Consider the following 19,270-nt stretch of genomic DNA (forward strand, 5'->3'; position numbering starts at 1 on the left):
AAGATCTGTTGTATCAAGATGCGAAAGCAGACGTAGTACGTAAACCAAGTGAGTGGAAAGTGTTCGATCAGATGTACGCATATCGCGGGGAAGATTTAGGGGCGACTTACCATTCAGGTAGTGTCACGTTAAAACTATGGACCCCGCTTGCAGAAGCAGTTACTGTTTTCTTATACGATAAAAATGATGATACCCGGCTTGTAGGTCAGTTTCCTCTAGTTAGAGAAGATCACGGGGTGTGGGCTATTCATCTATTGCCTTCACAGCTCGGTACAGATGATCTATGCGGGTATTTTTATCAGTACGAAGTAACAAATGAAGGGATTGCTCGAAAAGTGCTGGACCCTTATGCCAAATCTATGGCTCCATCAAGGGTTAATACTTCAGGAGAAGCAGGGAGTGATGGCGACAAAATAGGAAAAGCAGCGATCGTAAATCTCGTAGATACGGCTCCTGATCACTTTGACTTTGCACATATAGAAGGGTTTAAGAAAAGGGAAGACGCGATAATATGGGAGATTCATGTACGAGATTTCACCTCTGATCCAGCCATAAAAGGTGAACTGTCAGCAAGATGGGGTACATATAAAGCTTTTATAGATAAGCTTGATTATATTCGATCTCTTGGAGTGACACATGTACAATTGCTGCCCGTGATGGCTTGGTATTATGGTGACGAGACCAAAATGGGGGAGAGGGAACTCCATCATTCTGCTATAAACAATGAGTATAACTGGGGCTATGATCCTCAACAATATTTTTCACCCACTGGAGCTTATTCCGAAAATCCAGCAGATCCGATTCTTCGCATCAAAGAGCTGAAAACACTGATTCATGCGATTCATCAGGCAGGGATGGGTGTGATTTTAGATGTAGTTTATACGCATATGGCCATTGTGGACTTCCTGAATAATATCGTACCTGGGTATTATGCTTGGCAAGATGCAGATGGAGAATTTATTGGAGCTTTTGGCAACAATCTTGCTACAGACCGCGCTATGGCAGAGAAACTGCTCGTTGATTCGGTCAAATACTGGTTTAACGAGTATAAAATTGATGGAATGCGCTGGGATATGATGGGGGATGCAACTTATCCTGCCGTACAAAAGGCGTACAATGAAGCTGCCCGAATCCATCCAAGCCCGCTGTTTATTGGTGAAGGATGGCGGACTTTTGCAGGGGACAAGCATGATGTGTCTCTAAAAGGAATGGCAGCAGATCAAGACTGGATGGATAAAACCGATAATGTAGGTGTGTTCTCAGATGAGATGCGTAACGAGCTCAAGTCGGGTTTTGGATCTGAGGGAGAACCTCATTTTCTGACAGGAGGAGCTAGAAACGTAGAGTTGATCTTCCAAAATATAAAGGCACAGCCATCTAATTTTCCGGCCGACAGCCCAGGAGATGTCGTGCAGTATATCGAAGCTCATGACAATCTAACCCTCTATGATGTGATTGCTATCTCGATTCATAAAGATCCAAAGATAGCTGAACACGATGCAGAAATTCACCGGCGTATTCGAATCGGAAACGTGCTGCTGTTGACCTCACAAGGGACCGTGTTTATACATGGTGGACAGGAATATGGGCGGACGAAGCAATGGGAAGCTGCAGGTCAGCCAGAGGATAAGTATAACGAACTTACTGATAGCAAAGGCGAGGTAGTGGGTTATTTTATCCATGATTCCTGTGATTCATCGGATGCAATTAACCGGTTTGACTGGGTAAAAGCGACGGATCGTACAAGATACCCAGTAAATCATATAACCCGTGAACATATGAAGGGCCTTATTCAGCTTCGTAAGTCATCCGATGCATTTCGATTAGGAGATCATTCTCTTATTGATCAAAATGTAACCCTCATTACTTCTCTTGATATTGCTAAGGAAGATGTAGTGATTGCATACACCTGTGCTTCCAGCGACCTTAGTGAGTCTTATCATGTCTTTGTCAATGCGGATGATAAGCCAAGAAGGCTTAGACTAACGAAAGATTATTCCGAATTTGATGTTATTGTCGATCAGACAAGAGCAGACATTCATAATTTGAAGGATCCAAAAGGCTTGCAATGGATAGATAAAGGGATCATTCTTGAACCTCTAACCGCGATTGTTCTCAGAGAGCGCAGGTAGGGAATTAATTTTATAACTCAATAGAATGATAAATTCGTACGTAACTATATAGAAAAAAATAAGCCTATTTTGATCCATAACTCTTAATAAAATCAACTAAGGGTTATATGAAATTGGTTCAGTTATATAGCCATTGATTAGGTTATATCATCTTTTTGAGATTATGGGTAATGCAGGATAACATGGCACTCTTCCCGTATTGTTAGATACAACAGTCTTAATGGAGGGTGCCATAATATGAAGGAACAAGATGAAGCGATTAGAATGAACTTTGGTAAATATGAGATTCCGAGTGATCTAAAACGTCTAATGGAGCTGGATCATTGGCATGAAATAAAGGGGAATATGAAGGTTTTAGATTCAACAATTGGTTTAATGCTAGAAGTTGAAGGGTTTCGCTACTACTGTACTCCGTGTGATGTGGTTGTGTTTGGATCAAATGGCTGTGATGGAATTCATTACGGGTTTCTCACTGATTTCGGTACGGTAGACACTTTGGACGAGGCCCCCATTGTTTGCATCAGCCCCATGTCTTTTGGACATACGAATAAGCTCATCGCTCGTAATTTTCGTGACTTTCTTAGTATCCATTTGGATAACAGTGAATTATTTTATAACGATTTCGAGACTGAAGCTGCTTATCTGAAGCGAGTTGCTGAATGGAAGTGTGAAGAAGAAGAGAGTCCTTATGGTGATACACCGGAAGAGAAACAGTATGCAGAAGAAGTAAAAGAAATGCTGCGTACTACCTTTGAACTTCCTGTTATTGACCACCCTTATGAATATATACGTGCTATACAAGAAGAACGGAGAAAACAGGCTTGTATTCTAACTAGGGAATCCCTCCATGTTGTTTTGCCTGATAAGTTCGGTACAGCGTCAGACGATGAGAAGCAATGGTTAGAACAGATCGAGAGTAGAGATGAATCTTCTGTTCAAGCATTTTTAGAGAAAGCCAGCCTTCCATCTGCCCTTGCGATTGCACGTGATGTAGGAGCTCAAGCGGATCATCCGTCACTGCTCATTGTAGAACGTTTTTTGGATAATCATGGGTTTGATGATGAGGCTGTGCGATTAAGAGATCAGATGGAGCCGTTTAGGCCGATTGAGAAAGAAGAGTTGACAACGTTTGTTATCGTTGGGGGAGATCACATCATTGAAGAGGAATAAATATTACCTAAATAAGCATGGTTGCTAATGCAAATGAACCAAACAAACTAAACGATTCAAACGAACCAAACGAACCAAATGAGCGGATCACTTCTACGGGTCTGTCCATCTTGGAAAGCAATAGCTTATCTAAAAGGCGATCGTGAATTACAGATAGTGAATTACAGATCGTGAATTACGAGAACAAGCAGGGGGTGTAATACTCGATTTGCTTGTTTTTTTTTATTTTTCTATATACAACCAACTATCCAATATATTACAATATAACCACTGGTTACTAACCTATGGTTATAAAAAGAGGAGGATTCATCTTCATGGCAAGGAGTCAAGCCCAACGATCAGAGGAAACAAAACAGGCTATTTTAGCGGCAGCAGCTACCTTGTTTTCAGAAAGAGGATATGATTCTGTAACGATGCGTGAAATCGCAAAAACGGCAGGATGTTCTCACACTACGATCTATATTTATTTTAATGACAAAGAAGCATTACTCCATGCGTTATCTTTACCACCACTTTCCGTACTGAAAGAAAGGATGCAGGATGTACTTGATGATCAACATATTCTGCCGAAGGAACGAATCATTCAGTTGAGCACTCTGTTTATCGTTTTTTGCTTACAGCATCGGAACATGCATGCAATCTTTTTTGGTGCTAATGCAGAGCGGGTGGACCTTAAAGAGTCAGCAATCCCACTTACAGAACTTCGCAATCATCTTTTCCAAATGCTTGAGACAGCAATTCAGCAAAACTTCTCTTTACACAAAGGGGACGAAAGAGTCCTCACCTTCACCCGGATTTACTATTATATGCTCCATGGAATCATCTCCACCTATGTGTACTCTAAAGAAAGTATGGAAGAATTATATGAACGTCTAGAAGGGACATTTAACTTAGCGTTTGAGACGCTGCTGCTCGGATTTGATGAGAAAATAAGAGAAGGGAAGAGTGGATCATGAAGATTGAACAAATCTCAGATCATATTTGGACATTGAAAAGCTGGATGTTCTTTGAGTGCCGTGTATGGATTGTTGCCAATCAGGAGGGAAGTGGCGTTACCTTAGTGGATGCGGGTATAGGCAGGATGGCTAAAGACATACTCGCTTTTGTAAAGAAATTAGATAAAGGTCCTATACAGCAAATTCTTTTAACGCATGGTCATTCGGATCATGTAGGATCTGTCTTAAAAATAGTGGAGAGCACGAAGGCACCTGTATATGCACATCCAATAGAAATTCCTTACCTGGAAGGCGACTTGCCCTACCCAAGAAGAAAAAAGGCAGAGCAGACTTTGCCTAAAGATGTAGTCCGTCCCTTTTATATAGAAGAAGATGGTCAGCTTCCTTCCTTTGGAGCGCTGCAAACTTACTTAGCACCGGGTCATTCTCCAGGTCATGTTGTATATTTTCATGAACAGGATCAGGTCCTGCTTGCAGGTGATTTATTTACATCCAAAAAAGGGAAACTAACACGACCGATGAAGATGTTTACGGGTGATATGCATGAAGCGGTCCAAAGCAGTCGTATCGTTGAAAAGCTAAAGCCGGTTAGATTAGAAGTATGTCACAGTGGTCCCGTCTTTGATCCTGCGAAACAGATTGCTTCCTATGTAGAGGAATGGTCTAGTCTTTATATGGATAATATTGTTCAAAGTAGGTTCTTGACTTGAAAAAACATTCTAACACCTTGTTTGCCAAGAAGGAATAGGACATATAAATGTTCGACTATATGAAAGGAAAAGTCGAATAAAAAAGGAATAATAGGTATAAAGTTAAAGATTTTTCTTGGGTTTGTGAAAAAATGTACTTAAGCTAAACGGGCAGGATAGTTTAAGTGTATTTCTTCACAACAACTTGTACTTTGAACTATGAAGTGTTAATATACTATTAATCGAAAGGAGAGATGGGTGGACAATGAAGAACTAATCTAATTTTTAACAATTGAAATAGTATATTTCAGTTTAAAAACTTAGGATTAGTTTGCCCATTTTTTCATATACTAAATAAATGTAAGACTGAATAGCTAAAAAGGCTACTTAGTTTTATTTGAGTATCGTAAAGAGTGACATGACTAATCCTTCCAACATTATATGGGAGGATTTTTTATTATTCTCCCAGAATCAAAATAAAGAAAGAAGGAATCGAATTGTTAAAACAAAAAGAACTAATGGCAAGGGTTAAGGAACTTGTCCAGTCAGATGAACGAATATCTGCTTGTATGATGTATGGGTCTTTTACAAAAGGAGAGGGAGATCAATACTCTGATATAGAATATTATGTTTTTCTGAAAGATGATACAATTTCCACCTTTGATTCAGCAAAATGGCTAAATGAAGTCGCTTCCTACCATTTACTCTATCAAAATGAGTACGGTACGGAAGTAGTAATTTTTGAAAATCTAATACGTGGTGAATTTCATTTCCTTTCCGAAAGCGAAATGAATATTATTCCTTCATTCAAAGAATCAGGCTACATTCCTGACACAAAAGCAATGTTTATTTATGATGAAACAGGACAATTAGAATTGTATTTATCAGGGTTGGAAGGTTCGGGACCAAATAGACTTACAGAAGAAAACGTAAATTTTTTATTGAATAATTTTTCCAACCTATGGTTAATGGGGATTAATGTTCTTAAAAGAGGGGAATATGCACGTTCACTGGAAATTTTATCTCAATTACAAAAAAATATACTGCAACTCATTCGAATTGCGGAAGAAAATGCCGATAATTGGTTTAATATGACAAAGAATCTTGAAAAAGAAATTAGTCCTGAAAACTATGAAAAGTTTAAAAAGACTACTGCCCGATTAAATGAATTAGAACTATATGAAGCCTATAAGAACTCTTTGCTTCTCGTTATGGAATTTCGAAATCTTGTTGAAAAACAGTATCAGTTAACCGTTAGCAATGATTTTTTCGAAAAACTGTTACATTATATGAATGAATAGAAAAAAACTTATTGTGCTATCGGGTGCTTAATACAAAAAGGAAGGTGAGTGAGAGAATAAAATTCAACTCTTTAATTCCAGAGTTTTCAGTTAAGTACATTGAGAAGTCGAAATGGTTTTATATAGATATACTTGGATTCCAAAGTACCAATGAAACCCCACAAGAAAAACAACTCATCATCCGAGATAATGGGATCGGAATTACACCACAAGAGCTACCAAGAATATTTAACCGAGGATTTACAGGTGAAACGGGGCGAACATACTCTAAATCAACAGGGATGGGCCTATATTTAGCACAACAATTATCCAATAAACTTGGTCACTATATTACTTGTACATCTGAAGTTAGTTCCTACACAGAATATATTATCCATTTTCCAAAAGATGATGATCCTTTTTTGTTTATGAATAAGGAAAAGCAATGACTAATAATATCAGTCATTGCTTTATTTTTATCACTTTTGTTGATTAACAATCTTATAGTAAAGATTGGTTGACGACACGTAAAACAAGAAATAGATAACAAAATAAATAATTAGTATTGCCCACATGATAGAAGTGAGCTGTGGGAAGTCTCTCACTTCCTCGAATATAGAGTAATTCATAATAAACAAGCTATGCAGCATTCCCAGTATAAGTGGAGGCAAGAAGACAAAAAGCAGTTTCTTACGGATGACTTTTTTCATTTCAGTGTTACTAACACCAATTTTACGCAGGATAGCATATTGTTTTTGTTCGTCTGTTGCTTCACGTAATTGTTTGAAATATATAATGCTTCCTAAAGCAAATACAGCGATGACGGCAAGAAAAGCTGCTGTAAACAGTAATAATGCTGAAGATTCAGCTTGAATAGCATAGCCGTCCGCAAAAGCTGAATAATAGATATCAGGTGATTGCGAAACAATCGCTTGTATTTGTGCTGATAAAGCTGACGCATCTTTAGCATTTTCAATTTGGTATAGTTCATACATTTGGGTATTCTGACTATTTTGTATAGTGGCATACGCTTCATCCGAGATAATGAATATAGCAAGATGAAGAAAAACATTGGTGTTACTCAAATTACTGGCAGGGCCAAGTAGTGCATAGTCTTTTCTTTCTATAAGGTGAAAAGTAGACTCATCTCCTACTTTTACTGTGAATTCTGATTGATCATCCTGTGTGAACTGTTTGGGTGTATCTATTTTTGAAAGAACAATAGCCTCTTGGCCATGCAGGTTAACTTCCTGGTCATCACCGCGTAAGGCAACTATATCGTTAAATTGGGTCTCTGAAAATAAAAGGATATCTTCTGTGAGATAATCCGATTGTTCAAAGGCAACATCTCTGTTTGTAACGGGATTTACTAAGATCCCTTCAATCGTTTCATGAGTGATAACTGGGTGGTTTGATTCATGAATCAATGTTTCAATTTGATGCTGAATATGTTCATCCTGAGATTCGAAAGCAATATCATTTGGGAAATTTTTAGTACTCCCATCGAGTTGAACAGCGTAATCAAATTCCTTTTTACGTTGGTTCATAAAAAATGTATTAGCGTAGAGTATGAAAAAAATAATAAATAAAAACACCACAATGGATGCTGCTATAAGCCCTACCTGAAAATTTTCTTCATTTTCTAATGCAGCTAAAACATCCTCATTAAAGATTAAAGATGAAAAAGTATATTGAATAACTACTCCAATAATCATCGAAATAAGATAGATGGAGTAAATTCTAAAATTCCGTCTGACATTGCGCCACGATAAATCCAATAATTTCATCTGCGATTTCCCCCTAGAGTGCTCTGAAAGGTGAGGATGCGATCAAAAAATTCCTTTTGGGTTTGTTCTCCTTTGAACAGCTCATTTACAATCTTACCGTCTCGTAGAAAAATGACACGTTGGCAGTAACTTGCAGCATAGGGGTCATGTGTAATCATCATTATCGTTGTTTTAAATGTTTGATTAAGTGATTCAATTTGTTCCAGTAGCTGTGTTGCAGAGCGAGAGTCAAGTGCACCTGTAGGTTCATCAGCAAAGACAATCGCTGGGTTAGTAATAATAGCACGTGCCGAAGCAGTACGCTGTTTCTGCCTGCCAGATATTTCAGATGGATAATGATTTAAGATCGATTCAATGTTTAGCGGTTGAATGATATTGGATAGTCGTTTCTCCATTTCCTCAACATGTGTCTTTTGTAATGAGAGTGGCAAAAGAATATTTTCCTTTACTGTCAACGTATCTAGTAGGTTATAGTCTTGAAAAATAAACCCCATCCGCTTTTGACGAAATTCACGTAATGATTTCTTTTTTACTTCCAATAGCGAGGTCCCTTCAATCCAAATGTTCCCGCCATTAAATGTGTCAATCGTGGATAATGTATTCATTAATGTTGTTTTTCCTGATCCAGATGGACCCATAATTGCGGTAAACTCACCTTCTTCAACAGCTAAATCTATATTTTTTAAGACCTGAGTCTTTCCGTATGATTTAGATAAGTTTTTCGTTTGAATAATTGTATTCATTTGCTTAGTCCCCTTTCAATGTCAATACTATACCTCTGAATAGGATTACCAACCATCGATGTAATATAATGCAACATGACAAATCTGTCACAAATAAAAAATTGCATAGTAGAACTCTCGGTTGGAAGATTAGAATTACTAAAATAATCGTTATCTTATTAAAATATGTTATAACCATCATGAGAGGACTGTGGATATGATTTTATTTTTACAACCATGATTTATATTATTATCTTTTATTGGTCACGACTGACTTTTTGGAGTTAATATAAATAACGAAGGGGGGTTATTGAAGTAACAGGTGCTTATCTTGAATAAAGGAGAGCACCATTTCGCTATAGGGGCAGTTTAGTTGATGAAGCTTACTGAAAATATTATTCCATTACTTTACTGTATGAGAATAATCAAATTAAGTATGCCTTGATTTCTTAATGCACATTATGCTAACATAAAAACAAATGAAAAACTTGTTTTTATGTTTTTATAAGAGAAGGTTTAGGACTATGGCTAAATTCACACAATTAGAAAAAGAAAGGATTAAAAAAGAATTATTTGAAGTGGCATATCGTTTTTTCGTTGAAAAGGGTTTTAAGAGTACTTCCCTTGAGGATATAACTTCGTCTGTTGGCATTGCGAAGAGTACTTTTTATGTATTTTTCCAATCAAAAGAAATGCTATATATGGAGTTGTTATCACATGAGGGAGAGCAAATTGAAAATCAGGTTTGGCCAAAGGTTTTAGCTGCTGAGGATATACGTTCAGCTATAAAAATATACTTAGATGAGATGGCTTTGGAGCTAGAAAATAAGATTTTAACTCAAAGGCTGATTTACGATCTCGAGGAGTACAAGCTTGTATCAAGAAAGCTAAATCCAGAGTATGTTGGATCAGAGAATCTTAGAAGTATCACCCCTCTTATGGACTTTATCAGGTCACGTCAAGATTCTAAGGAGATTATCGACGAAGAACCAAGCGTAATTGCTGGCGTTTTAAGAGCAGCTTTATTAATAGGCTCACAAAAGGGAGATTTACTGGAATACAATTATGAAATGATTAGGGAGTTATTATTCGAAGCTGTTGCTGATCGAATTACTCGGTCTTATTTGGTCTAGGTAAGTATTAATCAGATGAAAGTACTAAAAAAGGTGATAATTCATGACAGAAAAAATAATTCGTTTTAATGATGTTCATATCTGTACTGAGAGTTTTGGAGATATTAATAATCCAACTATCTTGTTAATTATGGGAGCTACTACATCAATGATTTGGTGGGAGGAAGAGTTTTGTAAGAGATTAAGCGATCAAGGGTTTCATGTTATACGCTATGACAATAGGGATGTAGGTAAATCAATTACTTACGAGTATGGCCATCCAGAGTATACTTTTGAGGACTTGGCTGATGATGCAATTCAGGTACTAGATGCGTATAAGGTTGATAAGGCTCATATAGTCGGTATGTCTATGGGAGGGATTATTACGCAGATAGTAGCTCTTAAACACCCAAGCAGGGTGCTTACTATTTCATTGGTTATGACATCAAATTTTGACCCTAGCCTTCCTAAAAAGGATAGTAAAGTAACAGAAGCTTTAGGTGAGCTTAAAATCAAAAATTGGCAAAACAAAGATGAAGTGATAGAGTGCTTTATTAAAAAAAGCAAAGTTCTTATAGGCTCTAAACATATATTTGATGAAGAAAAAATAAGAAGACTGAATGAAGAAGAATTTGATAGGGCTAGTAATTTACAGAGTAGGGATAATCACGGAATTATAAGGGGATGGGGTTCATATTTATCAAGAACTGCTGAAATAAACGCTCCTACATTGGTAATTCACGGAATAGAAGACCCTATTATTCCATACGAGCATGGAGTTCATCTCTCTAAGATTATACCAAATGCTGTATTAGTTACCTTAGATGGTTCTGGACATGAGCTTAACTATAATGATTGGGATGAAATTATTAATTCTATATCAAAGCATGCAGCAAATTTATTACCGAAATTTTTAAAAATTAGATAGGAGTGATTTGAATGGGTAAAGAAATGAAACAAGTTATGGAAATAGCTAAAAAACATAATCTAATTTTAAAGGAAGAAACAATACAGTTTAATGAATCCGGACTGGATTTTCAAGTTGTATTTGCCCAAGATGAAAGTGGTACGGAGTGGGTTCTTAGATTGCCTAGGCGGGAAGATGTTATGCCTAGAACAAAGGTAGAAAAACAAGCATTAGATTTGGTTAATAAGTATGGAAAATCTTTTCAGGCGCCAAATTGGATTATTTACTCAGATGAGCTAATAGCTTACAAGAAGCTAGATGGCGTACCAGCAGGAACTATAGATCATAATATAGGGAACTATGTTTGGGAAATAGATATTAACAATGTTCCAGAATCTTTTCACAAGTCTCTTGGAAGAGTGTTAGCAGAGATTCATAGCATACCGAGTGATAAAGCCGTGGAACTTGACTTAGTAGTACACACACCAGAAGAAGCAAGAATGTCAATGAAGCAGCGTATGGATGCGGTAAGAGCAAAGTTTGGTGTAGGTGAGAATCTATGGAACAGATGGCAAACATGGGTGAATGATGACGATATGTGGCCTAAGAAAACTGGTCTGATTCATGGAGATATACATGCCGGACATACCATGATTGATAAAGATGCTAATGTGACCGGATTAATCGACTGGACTGAAGCTAAAGTTACAGACATTTCGAATGACTTTATTTTCAACTTTAAAGCTTTTGGTGAAGAAGGGTTAGATGCCCTAATTCTTGCTTATAAAGAAGCTGGTGGGTATTACTGGCCTAAGATGAAAGAGCATATTATTGAACTTGACGCAGCATACCCAGTTTCAATTGCTGAGTTTGCATTAGTGTCAGGCATCGAGGAATATGAACATATGGCAAAGGAAGCATTGGGAGTGATAAGTTCGTAGGTGGTTGATGCCTTCGTTGACACGTTCCCACATAATTCGGTTTCCACATAAGTAAAAATCGCTTGTATAGCAGTAAGAGAGATTGTGAAGGATTACTCTTTAACTAAAGGGTGCATTAGTTCAATTAGATGTTAGAATTAATCATTATCTAATCTTAGGCGGAAGAAATGATTAATCGCTTTATAAAAATCCTATAGCATTTGGTGAAGAGAGAACCTGTTTTAAATTAGCCTTTTTTAAAACAGGTTCTTTGTGTTTAAATTAAAAAGTGAGTTCTCTTTGAATAAATATTATTTTAAACCCGAATTTGATTGACTTTTAAACAGAAATCGTCCAAACTAAAAACAAGAATAAACGTTCGGTTTAAAGGTTTGGAGGAGGGGATAAAATGTATAATGCAAAATATCGATTCGTCTGGAAGGCGATAAAATACAATAGAAAACAAGGTGGAGAAATTGTAAGTACACCTTCATTTATTATTGGTCTAGAGGATAGAGAAACAAAAGAAGTTTTCCCTCATCCCATAAGCCATTTTTTGTATAAGAAATACCATAGAAACTCGGGTTCAGTAAATACTGAATTAACTGTGGCGCAAATTATTGTTCCCTTCTTGAACTTTGTATTAGATAAAGTGAATCAAGAAGCGTTAAATTATACTGCAATCAAAGGATTGGTTGACTTACAAGAGTGTCATGCTAATGCTTATTTACAATATTGTGTAGATGAAAAATCAAATAAGAATAGCACTTTAGAAATGAAAGAGAACTTTTTATCCAAGTTTTATAAGTACTTATGGGATGAAAAAGTATTAAAGCATAAGCCCAGATTCAAGTTAGTTTCAGTAAGAACAGGAAAAGAAATCAGAAAAGTCTATAAAATAGACTTTACCTACAAGAAGACAGATGAAACTCTTTTACGTGAGAAGATTAAAAGAAAAGATTTAGTTCCTCAAAATCATGAATCTAACGAGAACAGAATCTTTATTCGTTTGCAATATATTCGAGAGATACTTTACGTAGCAAAGCATGAAGTACCTGATATAGCATTTGGAGTGGCTTTACAAATTTTTGGAGGGTTACGTAAAGGTGAAGTCGTAAACCTGACTAGAACAGCTTTAAAGTCGCAAAATGGGCAAGATTATGGTGTTGAAGGATTAGTGATACTTGTCAGGGATCGTCAACTTGATTTATTTAATAGGTTTGAGGATGTTTCAACAATGCAGGTGAAAAATCCAAGAGACCAATCATGTCTTATTGATCCAATTTTAAATTATCTATATAAAAATCATATGGAAGTGGTACTTAAAAAGGTGAAAGGACCTAAACAGCCTAATGCATTGTTTTATAATACGGAAGGAAATTCAATGTCTGCCGACACGTATGATAAGCGCTTTTTAAAATTAAAGAATGCTTATTTAGGGATGTTATTAGGTACAGAAGGTAGATATCAGGATTATTTAGACTTCTCTCAAACAAAGTGGCGCTCTCATATAGGGAGAGGAGTATTTACAAACATGTGTTTAGATGCTGGATTTAATGAAAAACAGACGGCCGTATTACGAGGTGATAGATCTACTCAATCAATGGAGTCATATTTTGATATTATAACTGCCACTTATAATATTCGAAAGGCTTTAGGCTTACTCTCTCCAGATCAATCTAGTAATATAGCAAACTTAAATATGCCAATAAATAATAAAATGTGGAAGGAGGTTCAAGAATTTGGGTCAGGACTTAGAAATTAACTTTAACGATTACATGACAATCTACGAGATAGCCGAAGAGAAGTTTAATAAGAAGCCCAATAATTACTATTTTATTTACAAATTAGAAGAATCCATATCAAAATTACCAGCTGAATGTAAGATTTCAAAGGTCGAATTCAGAGAAAAATATTACGTTGAAAAATATGATAAAAATATTAAAAACTTATATTTGAAAGAAGATGTAAAACGTTTTTTTAGAAATTATGTACCAAAGGCATCTCTCAAGGCAAAACTAAAAAAAGTTGTTAGCGACGCTACAATTCACAAATATTATAAAAAACTAAACCCAACTGAAATTATACTTGGTGGAAATTTAGATGTTTTTGTTTCAATAGAAATAGCACAAGAACTAACTGAGATAATAAACACAGTGGCAGGCAAGGGACAATGGGGGTGGAGAACTCATACTTTCGAAAAATATAAAAATCAACACAACTATTTGTCACTTGATGAGGTTATGAAAAAATTAAATTGTTCTTATGCGACTACTCAAAGGTTAATTAAAGAAAAGTTGTTATTCGTGTCAGATAAATATGGAGACAGAATGCTTTTTGAAAAAGAGCACGTATTCGAATTGTTTTCTGAACAAGCAAGGCTTATTGAAAAATATAGCAACAATTATTACACAGCGAAGCAAATTCAAGCGAAATATAGTAATGCTTTTGCGCAATATATAAAAGGCGGAGAAGATAAGGTTCGAATAAAGGTAACAAAAGTTGATCCCCCACTGCTATTAATCTCACACTTTGGTGTTCAAATGAAACTCTATGAAAAAAACGAAATTGATAATCTATGGGCGGATTATAAGCTTTATTTGGATATGAATTCTATGTCGATAGAAGATCCTTTTGAAGATTTTCTTTTCAAAGTTGAGCAAGTGTTAAATATTAAATTTACAAAAACTCAGCAAAACACAAAATTATTATGGTATCAGTATGTTGAAAAATACCTTCTTAGGACTAGGATGTCTGATAAGAATAGAATTACATTTCTAACTAATCAATTTGCCAGATGTACGGAAATAATATTCACTACTTTTAATAAAGAAATATACTCCTATTCTGGAAAAGAAATCAATAGTAAATTTCTTAACGATACACCTAATATTAGAAGAAGTTATCAAGGGGATTTCTATTATTTCTTAAAACAAATGCTTGAAACTTTTACTATGGAAGGATTACCTTTACCGTATAGCGTAGATGAATTAAATGACCCAAGAACCTTTAAAAGAATTAAGGAAGTAGCCACGGATATTTATTCTTTAGAGGAATATCATGAGCTATACAAATATACCAATCGTGTAGGATTTCATAAAGAGAAAGCAATACAAGATGTTACTGAGTTAATCCAAAGCATGAATTATACAAAGTATAAACGATACGACAGTTGCTGGTTATATATTCTAGTTCAATTAACAAATAATTGGAGACATAGTACCGTACTATCACAAATTCCAAGAATTGATCTATCAACTACCTCAATTGAAAACTTGGAGTGGTTAAAGAGAAATGATCCTTCGGTGGAGGATGCAAACAATATCATTTATCAAATTAGCAGGTATGTAACAAAAATAAATAAAACAGATGTAAGTGCTGAAGGAATATTTACTATTGGTGAGCCACTCAAAGTTGCTTTTGCAACTGCGATAAGTATTTGTGAGTTTCGTAGAAGAGCAACATTGGATAGTAGTTCTACCTTAATAGATTTATCAGGTCATTTAGTGAAAAAATATAATCCACATAAAGATTTCTTTTCAGAGTTTACTAATGGATTTAAATTTGAAAACAGAAAGATGAATAGAACTCTTAACACTCTAATCTGGTCAGTGCTTAGACATATGGGGAAAGGGTTAAAAGAATCACAAGTATCAAGAAGCCACTTGCAAGATCAAACAACCATTAACCATTATATTAAGCTATCTAACGAACAAGTGAAGAATCTTGTGGATGAATTGTTTGAAAGAAATCAATTTGGATTTGTAACACAAACCTTAACGAATATACTTTTTGGCACTGAAACAAACAAAAGTATCGAAACGGAAAGAATGTTAGAGGTAAATAAGCAATTCGGTGATGTTTTTAAAATTGAAGCGACCGCAGGATTAATTAACAGAATCACAACAGAAAGGGAGCATGTATTAAAATACCTCGCAGAGTTTGATATGGAAGGACTTCGTGCCCTTTTTTACCAATCCCTAACAGGATCGCTTCCTTCAAAACAGAGATACCATCAATGTATCTATGCTGAATGTAAATATGAGAATGAATACGGTGAAAGACCATCGTGTGATACTTGTGCAGCATCAATGATTAATGTGTATGCGCTAGAAAATATAATGGACAATTATATCTTTATGATGGAAAAAATAGCAAAAGAGTTTGATAGTGCAACCATCGGAGAAAAACAGAAGCTTGCAAACCAGTTTTTTCTACTGCATAACGTTGTTGATCAAGCAAGAAGTAGATTTGGCAGAGAGGTTGTAGATGGATTTGTAGAAGGAAATACCGAGCGAATAAAGAACTTAGGTCTAGATTTATCAACAAAAGGACTAAAGAGTTTTAGAACTTCAGGAATACTAGGGGGGTGACGTGTGTGGCAAGCAAAAGGAATGTAGGATCATTAATGCTTGATTTCAGCAGTATTAATCCAGGGGATATAAGAGGTGCTGGGTTTGATATTAGCAAGAATGTAGAAGAGGCAAAGAAGTCTTTAGAAAGCTTTCATGATTATAGAGTTAAAAAAGTTAGTGTAAATTTTGAAGATAGTAAATGGATTTTTAATGAAGAGTTCACGCGAAGTAACGTGGTTTTTGATTACACGATGATTTCCCACTCTTTAAAATTTGGTACAACTGAAAATAAAGAGGAATTATTTATCGCAGTGAAATGTTGGATGGCCAAAAAACTTAATGAAAGCTCTATAACGGTTACAAAGGCTAGGCTTTTAAACCTTGTTACTGCTTTTCTATCTACAAAGGGTCTTAGGGAACATAGTGAATTATTGGAAATGATTCAGGAAAGCAATCTTATCCGTAGAGGTTCAAAAAATCAATATAACGTCAAAAAAGTGTCTAACAATGTTATGTATAGATTTATATCGGATCTTGTCAATTTTTTAGAATTTTATAATCGAGATGAATTTGTATATTTCATAAATGATTTAAACGAACATAAAGCGAAAATCAAATTGGAAAAAAACTACAGAAAGTTGCCGTCTTTCAAAGATATTTTAACCATAAAACAATGTCTAGACAGTTGGTACGAAGAAGCGGTAAAAAACGATAGTGAAAAATTACTTAAATATTTTCCTCTTGTTTTATGGTGGAATCTAACAACTATTATCCCTATGAGGGTAATTGAGTTTTGTCACATTAAAAGAAATTGTTTTTCATTAAAGGATGGAAATTATTTCATCACCTTTCCAAGAATGAAGTACGATCGAATTAGTACACATCGAACAGACATTGAATACGACACGTTACCTATCCCTCAAGAATTGTACGACCTTTTTCAAAACTATTTAATACGCTCGGAACAGTATGGACTATCGAATTATTTAATTTCACATAAGGTTTATCGTCATTATTTCAGCGATGATAAAAAAACATATGATGATAATTCTTTGTTTAACTATCATAATTTCAATAATACAATAGCAAGTTTTTTCAAAGAAATAGTACACGAGAAATATAAAATCAATATTATTTCTATAAATAAGCATTACCGGAGAAATTACTCAACAAGATCAAAAGAGGCATTTATATCTGATTCAGCAATCGGTAGTATAGATACAATGATTAACCTTGGCGATTTAAGACACATCGCAATTATTAATATGATGATGCAGGGATATGACAAGGTTGAGATTCAGCGATTGGCAGGACATATTACAGAGGATATACAATATAGCTATTTCAATCATATGGAAAACTGGATGGACATTGAAATACAGAAAATGGAGAAGGAATTCAATCAGTATAGACCAATAAATTCAACTTTTAATGACAATGAAATTTCACTTTTACATCCAAAATCCCAAGATATTTTTGAGAATCAAAGCAAAAAAAATTACATAAACAAGAATGTGGAGGAAAAGGAATATTTAAAATTAGATTTAGGCTCTTGTATGGACAAAACTATGCCCTGTCCTAGTTTCAATTGGAAACATAGAGGTTGTTATTTTTGTAAACATTGGTCTATTTCCAATCAAGAACTAGAAGAAAAAAGAAATCAAATTGCTTTTGACTTGAATTTACTTTATGAAGAAACAAGAGGGAAAATCAAGTTTATACAGTCGCTATTTGATCTGCAATTCGATAACACAGAAAACGTCAATAATAATACAAAACGAGACTTATCTTCAACGTCAAAGGAAATTCAATTAGATATTAAACGGATTGCAAAATTACGGTCTATGTTAGGGGTTTCAGATAATGAATAAAATCGGTACTAAAGGCATTTTGGATGATATAGAAAAAGAGACTTCATTGAGGAAACTGATTGTTGAATATGATGAAAACCATAATATCAAATCTAAAATCACATATAAAGACATCTATGATTTCGTTAAATCGCAGTATGATAATGGCCAAGTTGATTTTTATCCTGGATATACGTGGTGGAAAACAAAAGGAAAACATTTAGTAGACGAATACAATTTAGTAAAAAAAAGAACCATACCCTTATCCGAAACAGAGGACTTAGACGTTTTTGACATCCTTGATGTGATAGAAAAGAATTATGGAGATAAAGAATCGTTAATTAAATATCTCCTTCCTTATAATGATTTGTTAGATAGGCTTGTCAATAAAATTAATAAGCTTCAAAGTAATTCCCGAAGCCTATCAGAACAGATTGTAAAAAAGGATGAACGAATTCAAATATTAGAACAAAAAAACAGCAATCAACAGTCTTTATTGGACGGGCTATTCTACAATATTATAGGATCTGAAAAAGAATTAAATAAAGTAATGAAAAGGGGTAGTACGAAATCAGATATAGTGAATTATGCATTGTCTGAAACTTTCGGAAATCCTGCTGCATACATTGACGAGTTCAGCAAACGTTTAGAGATAGGTAATTTTACTATAGACGATCAGACAAATAATGTCGTTAAGTTCCAACCCAAAAGTGATGTTTTGGAGGAAGATGATTATGATTATTAAAAACCATAAGTCTTGTTCGACTTTATGAAAAAGTCGAACAAGACTTATACCAATGAAAACGTGTAGAAAAGGAGATTGACCTAAAATTGGGATACGTATTAATTCTGTCAGAAAAACTGATTCTAGCGGATTTTTATAAAGAACTTACTATAGAAGCTTTAGAAGAAATAGATTATATTTGATGCCTTGTTTTCTTCAAACAATTATCAAAAAATGGTTATTAACTTTTTATTAAAAAAGACTTGCATAATTAATATCAGCATGGTATATTCTAATTCCGGCCAAGAAGTTAGCCAGTAAGCAACACGCTGAATAACCAAGCAACTTAACGAAGTTGAATGAAACTTCTAAAAAAAGCTTGACACTCTGAACCGGAAATGATATGATATAAAAGTTGCTGACGACGAGAGTTGTTAGCGAGATTGATCTTTGAAAACTGAACAACGAGGAGTTTTACGCGAGTAAAACTCGTGAGTGAATTAATATAAATTCAATTTGTTGGTCATAACAAATTGAATAGAGAACTTTAAGTTCTCGTCAGCATTTTCTAAATGAGCTTATCGCTCTTTTCAATAACTTTATTGGAGAGTTTGATCCTGGCTCAGGACGAACGCTGGCGGCGTGCCTAATACATGCAAGTCGAGC

14 protein-coding genes, 1 rRNA gene and 1 pseudogene are annotated in these 19,270 nt (G+C 35.1%); 14 read left to right on the forward strand and 2 right to left on the reverse strand.

Translation table 11 applies throughout. From position 1 onward, the window contains the following. Positions 1–53: 53 nt before the first annotated feature. The 6 genes and pseudogenes from KJS58_RS22330 to KJS58_RS22355 form a co-directional block, all read left to right on the forward strand. Positions 54–2,132, forward strand: a pseudogene (locus KJS58_RS22330) (alpha-amylase family glycosyl hydrolase); the annotation flags it as partial. A 237-nt stretch (positions 2,133–2,369) separates the two neighbouring features. Beyond that, the gene (locus KJS58_RS22335) at positions 2,370–3,302 is read left to right on the forward strand and encodes a hypothetical protein (RefSeq protein ID WP_213535660.1); all 933 of its coding nucleotides are present in this window, start codon (positions 2,370–2,372) and stop codon (positions 3,300–3,302) included. A gap of 314 nt (positions 3,303–3,616) precedes the next feature. Continuing rightward, positions 3,617–4,258: a TetR/AcrR family transcriptional regulator gene (locus tag KJS58_RS22340; protein ID WP_213535661.1), complete on the forward strand. Its 642-nt coding sequence runs from the start codon at positions 3,617–3,619 to the stop codon at positions 4,256–4,258. Continuing rightward, positions 4,255–4,968: an MBL fold metallo-hydrolase gene (locus KJS58_RS22345; RefSeq protein WP_213535662.1), complete on the forward strand. Its 714-nt coding sequence runs from the start codon at positions 4,255–4,257 to the stop codon at positions 4,966–4,968. The genes KJS58_RS22340 and KJS58_RS22345 overlap by 4 nt, the downstream gene beginning before the upstream one ends. A gap of 476 nt (positions 4,969–5,444) precedes the next feature. Then, positions 5,445–6,248: a lincosamide nucleotidyltransferase Lnu(G) gene (gene lnu(G), locus KJS58_RS22350; protein WP_025785293.1), complete on the forward strand. Its 804-nt coding sequence runs from the start codon at positions 5,445–5,447 to the stop codon at positions 6,246–6,248. Positions 6,249–6,292: 44 nt separating this feature from the next. Beyond that, positions 6,293–6,676: an ATP-binding protein gene (locus KJS58_RS22355; protein WP_025785294.1), complete on the forward strand. Its 384-nt coding sequence runs from the start codon at positions 6,293–6,295 to the stop codon at positions 6,674–6,676. Positions 6,677–6,706: 30 nt separating this feature from the next. Here the strand turns inward: KJS58_RS22355 and KJS58_RS22360 are convergent, their stop codons facing one another. Beyond that, a complete protein-coding gene (locus KJS58_RS22360; RefSeq protein WP_025785295.1) occupies positions 6,707–8,014 on the reverse strand; it encodes an ABC transporter permease in 1,308 nt (435 codons plus the stop codon). After that, positions 8,011–8,757: an ABC transporter ATP-binding protein gene (locus tag KJS58_RS22365; protein WP_025785296.1), complete on the reverse strand. Its 747-nt coding sequence runs from the start codon at positions 8,755–8,757 to the stop codon at positions 8,011–8,013. The genes KJS58_RS22360 and KJS58_RS22365 overlap by 4 nt, the downstream gene beginning before the upstream one ends. A gap of 503 nt (positions 8,758–9,260) precedes the next feature. Here KJS58_RS22365 and KJS58_RS22370 point away from each other — a divergent pair. From KJS58_RS22370 to KJS58_RS22405, 8 genes are all read left to right on the forward strand, one after another. Further along, positions 9,261–9,869, forward strand: coding sequence for a TetR/AcrR family transcriptional regulator (locus KJS58_RS22370; RefSeq protein WP_025785297.1), 609 nt, complete (start codon positions 9,261–9,263; stop codon positions 9,867–9,869). 43 nt (positions 9,870–9,912) lie between these two features. Beyond that, the gene (gene mle, locus KJS58_RS22375) at positions 9,913–10,776 is read left to right on the forward strand and encodes an alpha/beta fold macrolide esterase (RefSeq protein WP_025785298.1); all 864 of its coding nucleotides are present in this window, start codon (positions 9,913–9,915) and stop codon (positions 10,774–10,776) included. Between the two features lie 11 nt (positions 10,777–10,787). Next, a complete protein-coding gene (locus tag KJS58_RS22380) occupies positions 10,788–11,696 on the forward strand; it encodes an Mph(B) family macrolide 2'-phosphotransferase (protein WP_025785299.1) in 909 nt (302 codons plus the stop codon). 388 nt (positions 11,697–12,084) lie between these two features. Further along, positions 12,085–13,440 carry a hypothetical protein gene (locus tag KJS58_RS22385; RefSeq protein WP_025785300.1) on the forward strand — a complete coding sequence of 452 codons (1,356 nt, stop codon included), beginning with the start codon at positions 12,085–12,087 and terminating at the stop codon, positions 13,438–13,440. Continuing rightward, complete coding sequence (locus tag KJS58_RS22390; RefSeq protein ID WP_025785301.1) at positions 13,418–16,048, forward strand: helix-turn-helix domain-containing protein; 2,631 nt, start codon at positions 13,418–13,420, stop codon at positions 16,046–16,048. The genes KJS58_RS22385 and KJS58_RS22390 overlap by 23 nt, the downstream gene beginning before the upstream one ends. Before the next feature lie 5 nt (positions 16,049–16,053). Next, entirely contained in the window at positions 16,054–17,901 is a 1,848-nt protein-coding gene (locus tag KJS58_RS22395) for a site-specific integrase (protein WP_025785302.1), read from the forward strand. After that, complete coding sequence (locus KJS58_RS22400) at positions 17,894–18,625, forward strand: hypothetical protein (protein ID WP_025785303.1); 732 nt, start codon at positions 17,894–17,896, stop codon at positions 18,623–18,625. Before KJS58_RS22395 ends, KJS58_RS22400 begins: the two co-directional genes overlap by 8 nt. A gap of 578 nt (positions 18,626–19,203) precedes the next feature. Further along, a 16S ribosomal RNA gene (locus KJS58_RS22405) occupies positions 19,204–19,270 on the forward strand; the annotation flags it as partial.

Source organism: Paenibacillus sp. J45TS6 (assembly GCF_018403285.1).
Taxonomy (GTDB): Bacteria; Bacillota; Bacilli; order Paenibacillales; family Paenibacillaceae; genus Paenibacillus.

Bases quoted from the DNA above. Each gene is read 5' to 3' on its own strand.
- KJS58_RS22335 (WP_213535660.1), top strand. From the start codon at position 2,370: ATGAAGGAACAAGATGAAGCGATTAGAATGAACTTTGGTAAATATGAG.
- KJS58_RS22340 (WP_213535661.1), top strand. From the start codon at position 3,617: ATGGCAAGGAGTCAAGCCCAACGATCAGAGGAAACAAAACAGGCTATT.
- KJS58_RS22345 (WP_213535662.1), top strand. From the start codon at position 4,255: ATGAAGATTGAACAAATCTCAGATCATATTTGGACATTGAAAAGCTGG.
- KJS58_RS22360 (WP_025785295.1), bottom strand. From the start codon at position 8,014: ATGAAATTATTGGATTTATCGTGGCGCAATGTCAGACGGAATTTTAGA.
- KJS58_RS22365 (WP_025785296.1), bottom strand. From the start codon at position 8,757: ATGAATACAATTATTCAAACGAAAAACTTATCTAAATCATACGGAAAG.
- KJS58_RS22370 (WP_025785297.1), top strand. From the start codon at position 9,261: ATGGCTAAATTCACACAATTAGAAAAAGAAAGGATTAAAAAAGAATTA.
- mle (WP_025785298.1), top strand. From the start codon at position 9,913: ATGACAGAAAAAATAATTCGTTTTAATGATGTTCATATCTGTACTGAG.
- KJS58_RS22380 (WP_025785299.1), top strand. From the start codon at position 10,788: ATGGGTAAAGAAATGAAACAAGTTATGGAAATAGCTAAAAAACATAAT.
- KJS58_RS22385 (WP_025785300.1), top strand. From the start codon at position 12,085: ATGTATAATGCAAAATATCGATTCGTCTGGAAGGCGATAAAATACAAT.
- KJS58_RS22400 (WP_025785303.1), top strand. From the start codon at position 17,894: ATGAATAAAATCGGTACTAAAGGCATTTTGGATGATATAGAAAAAGAG.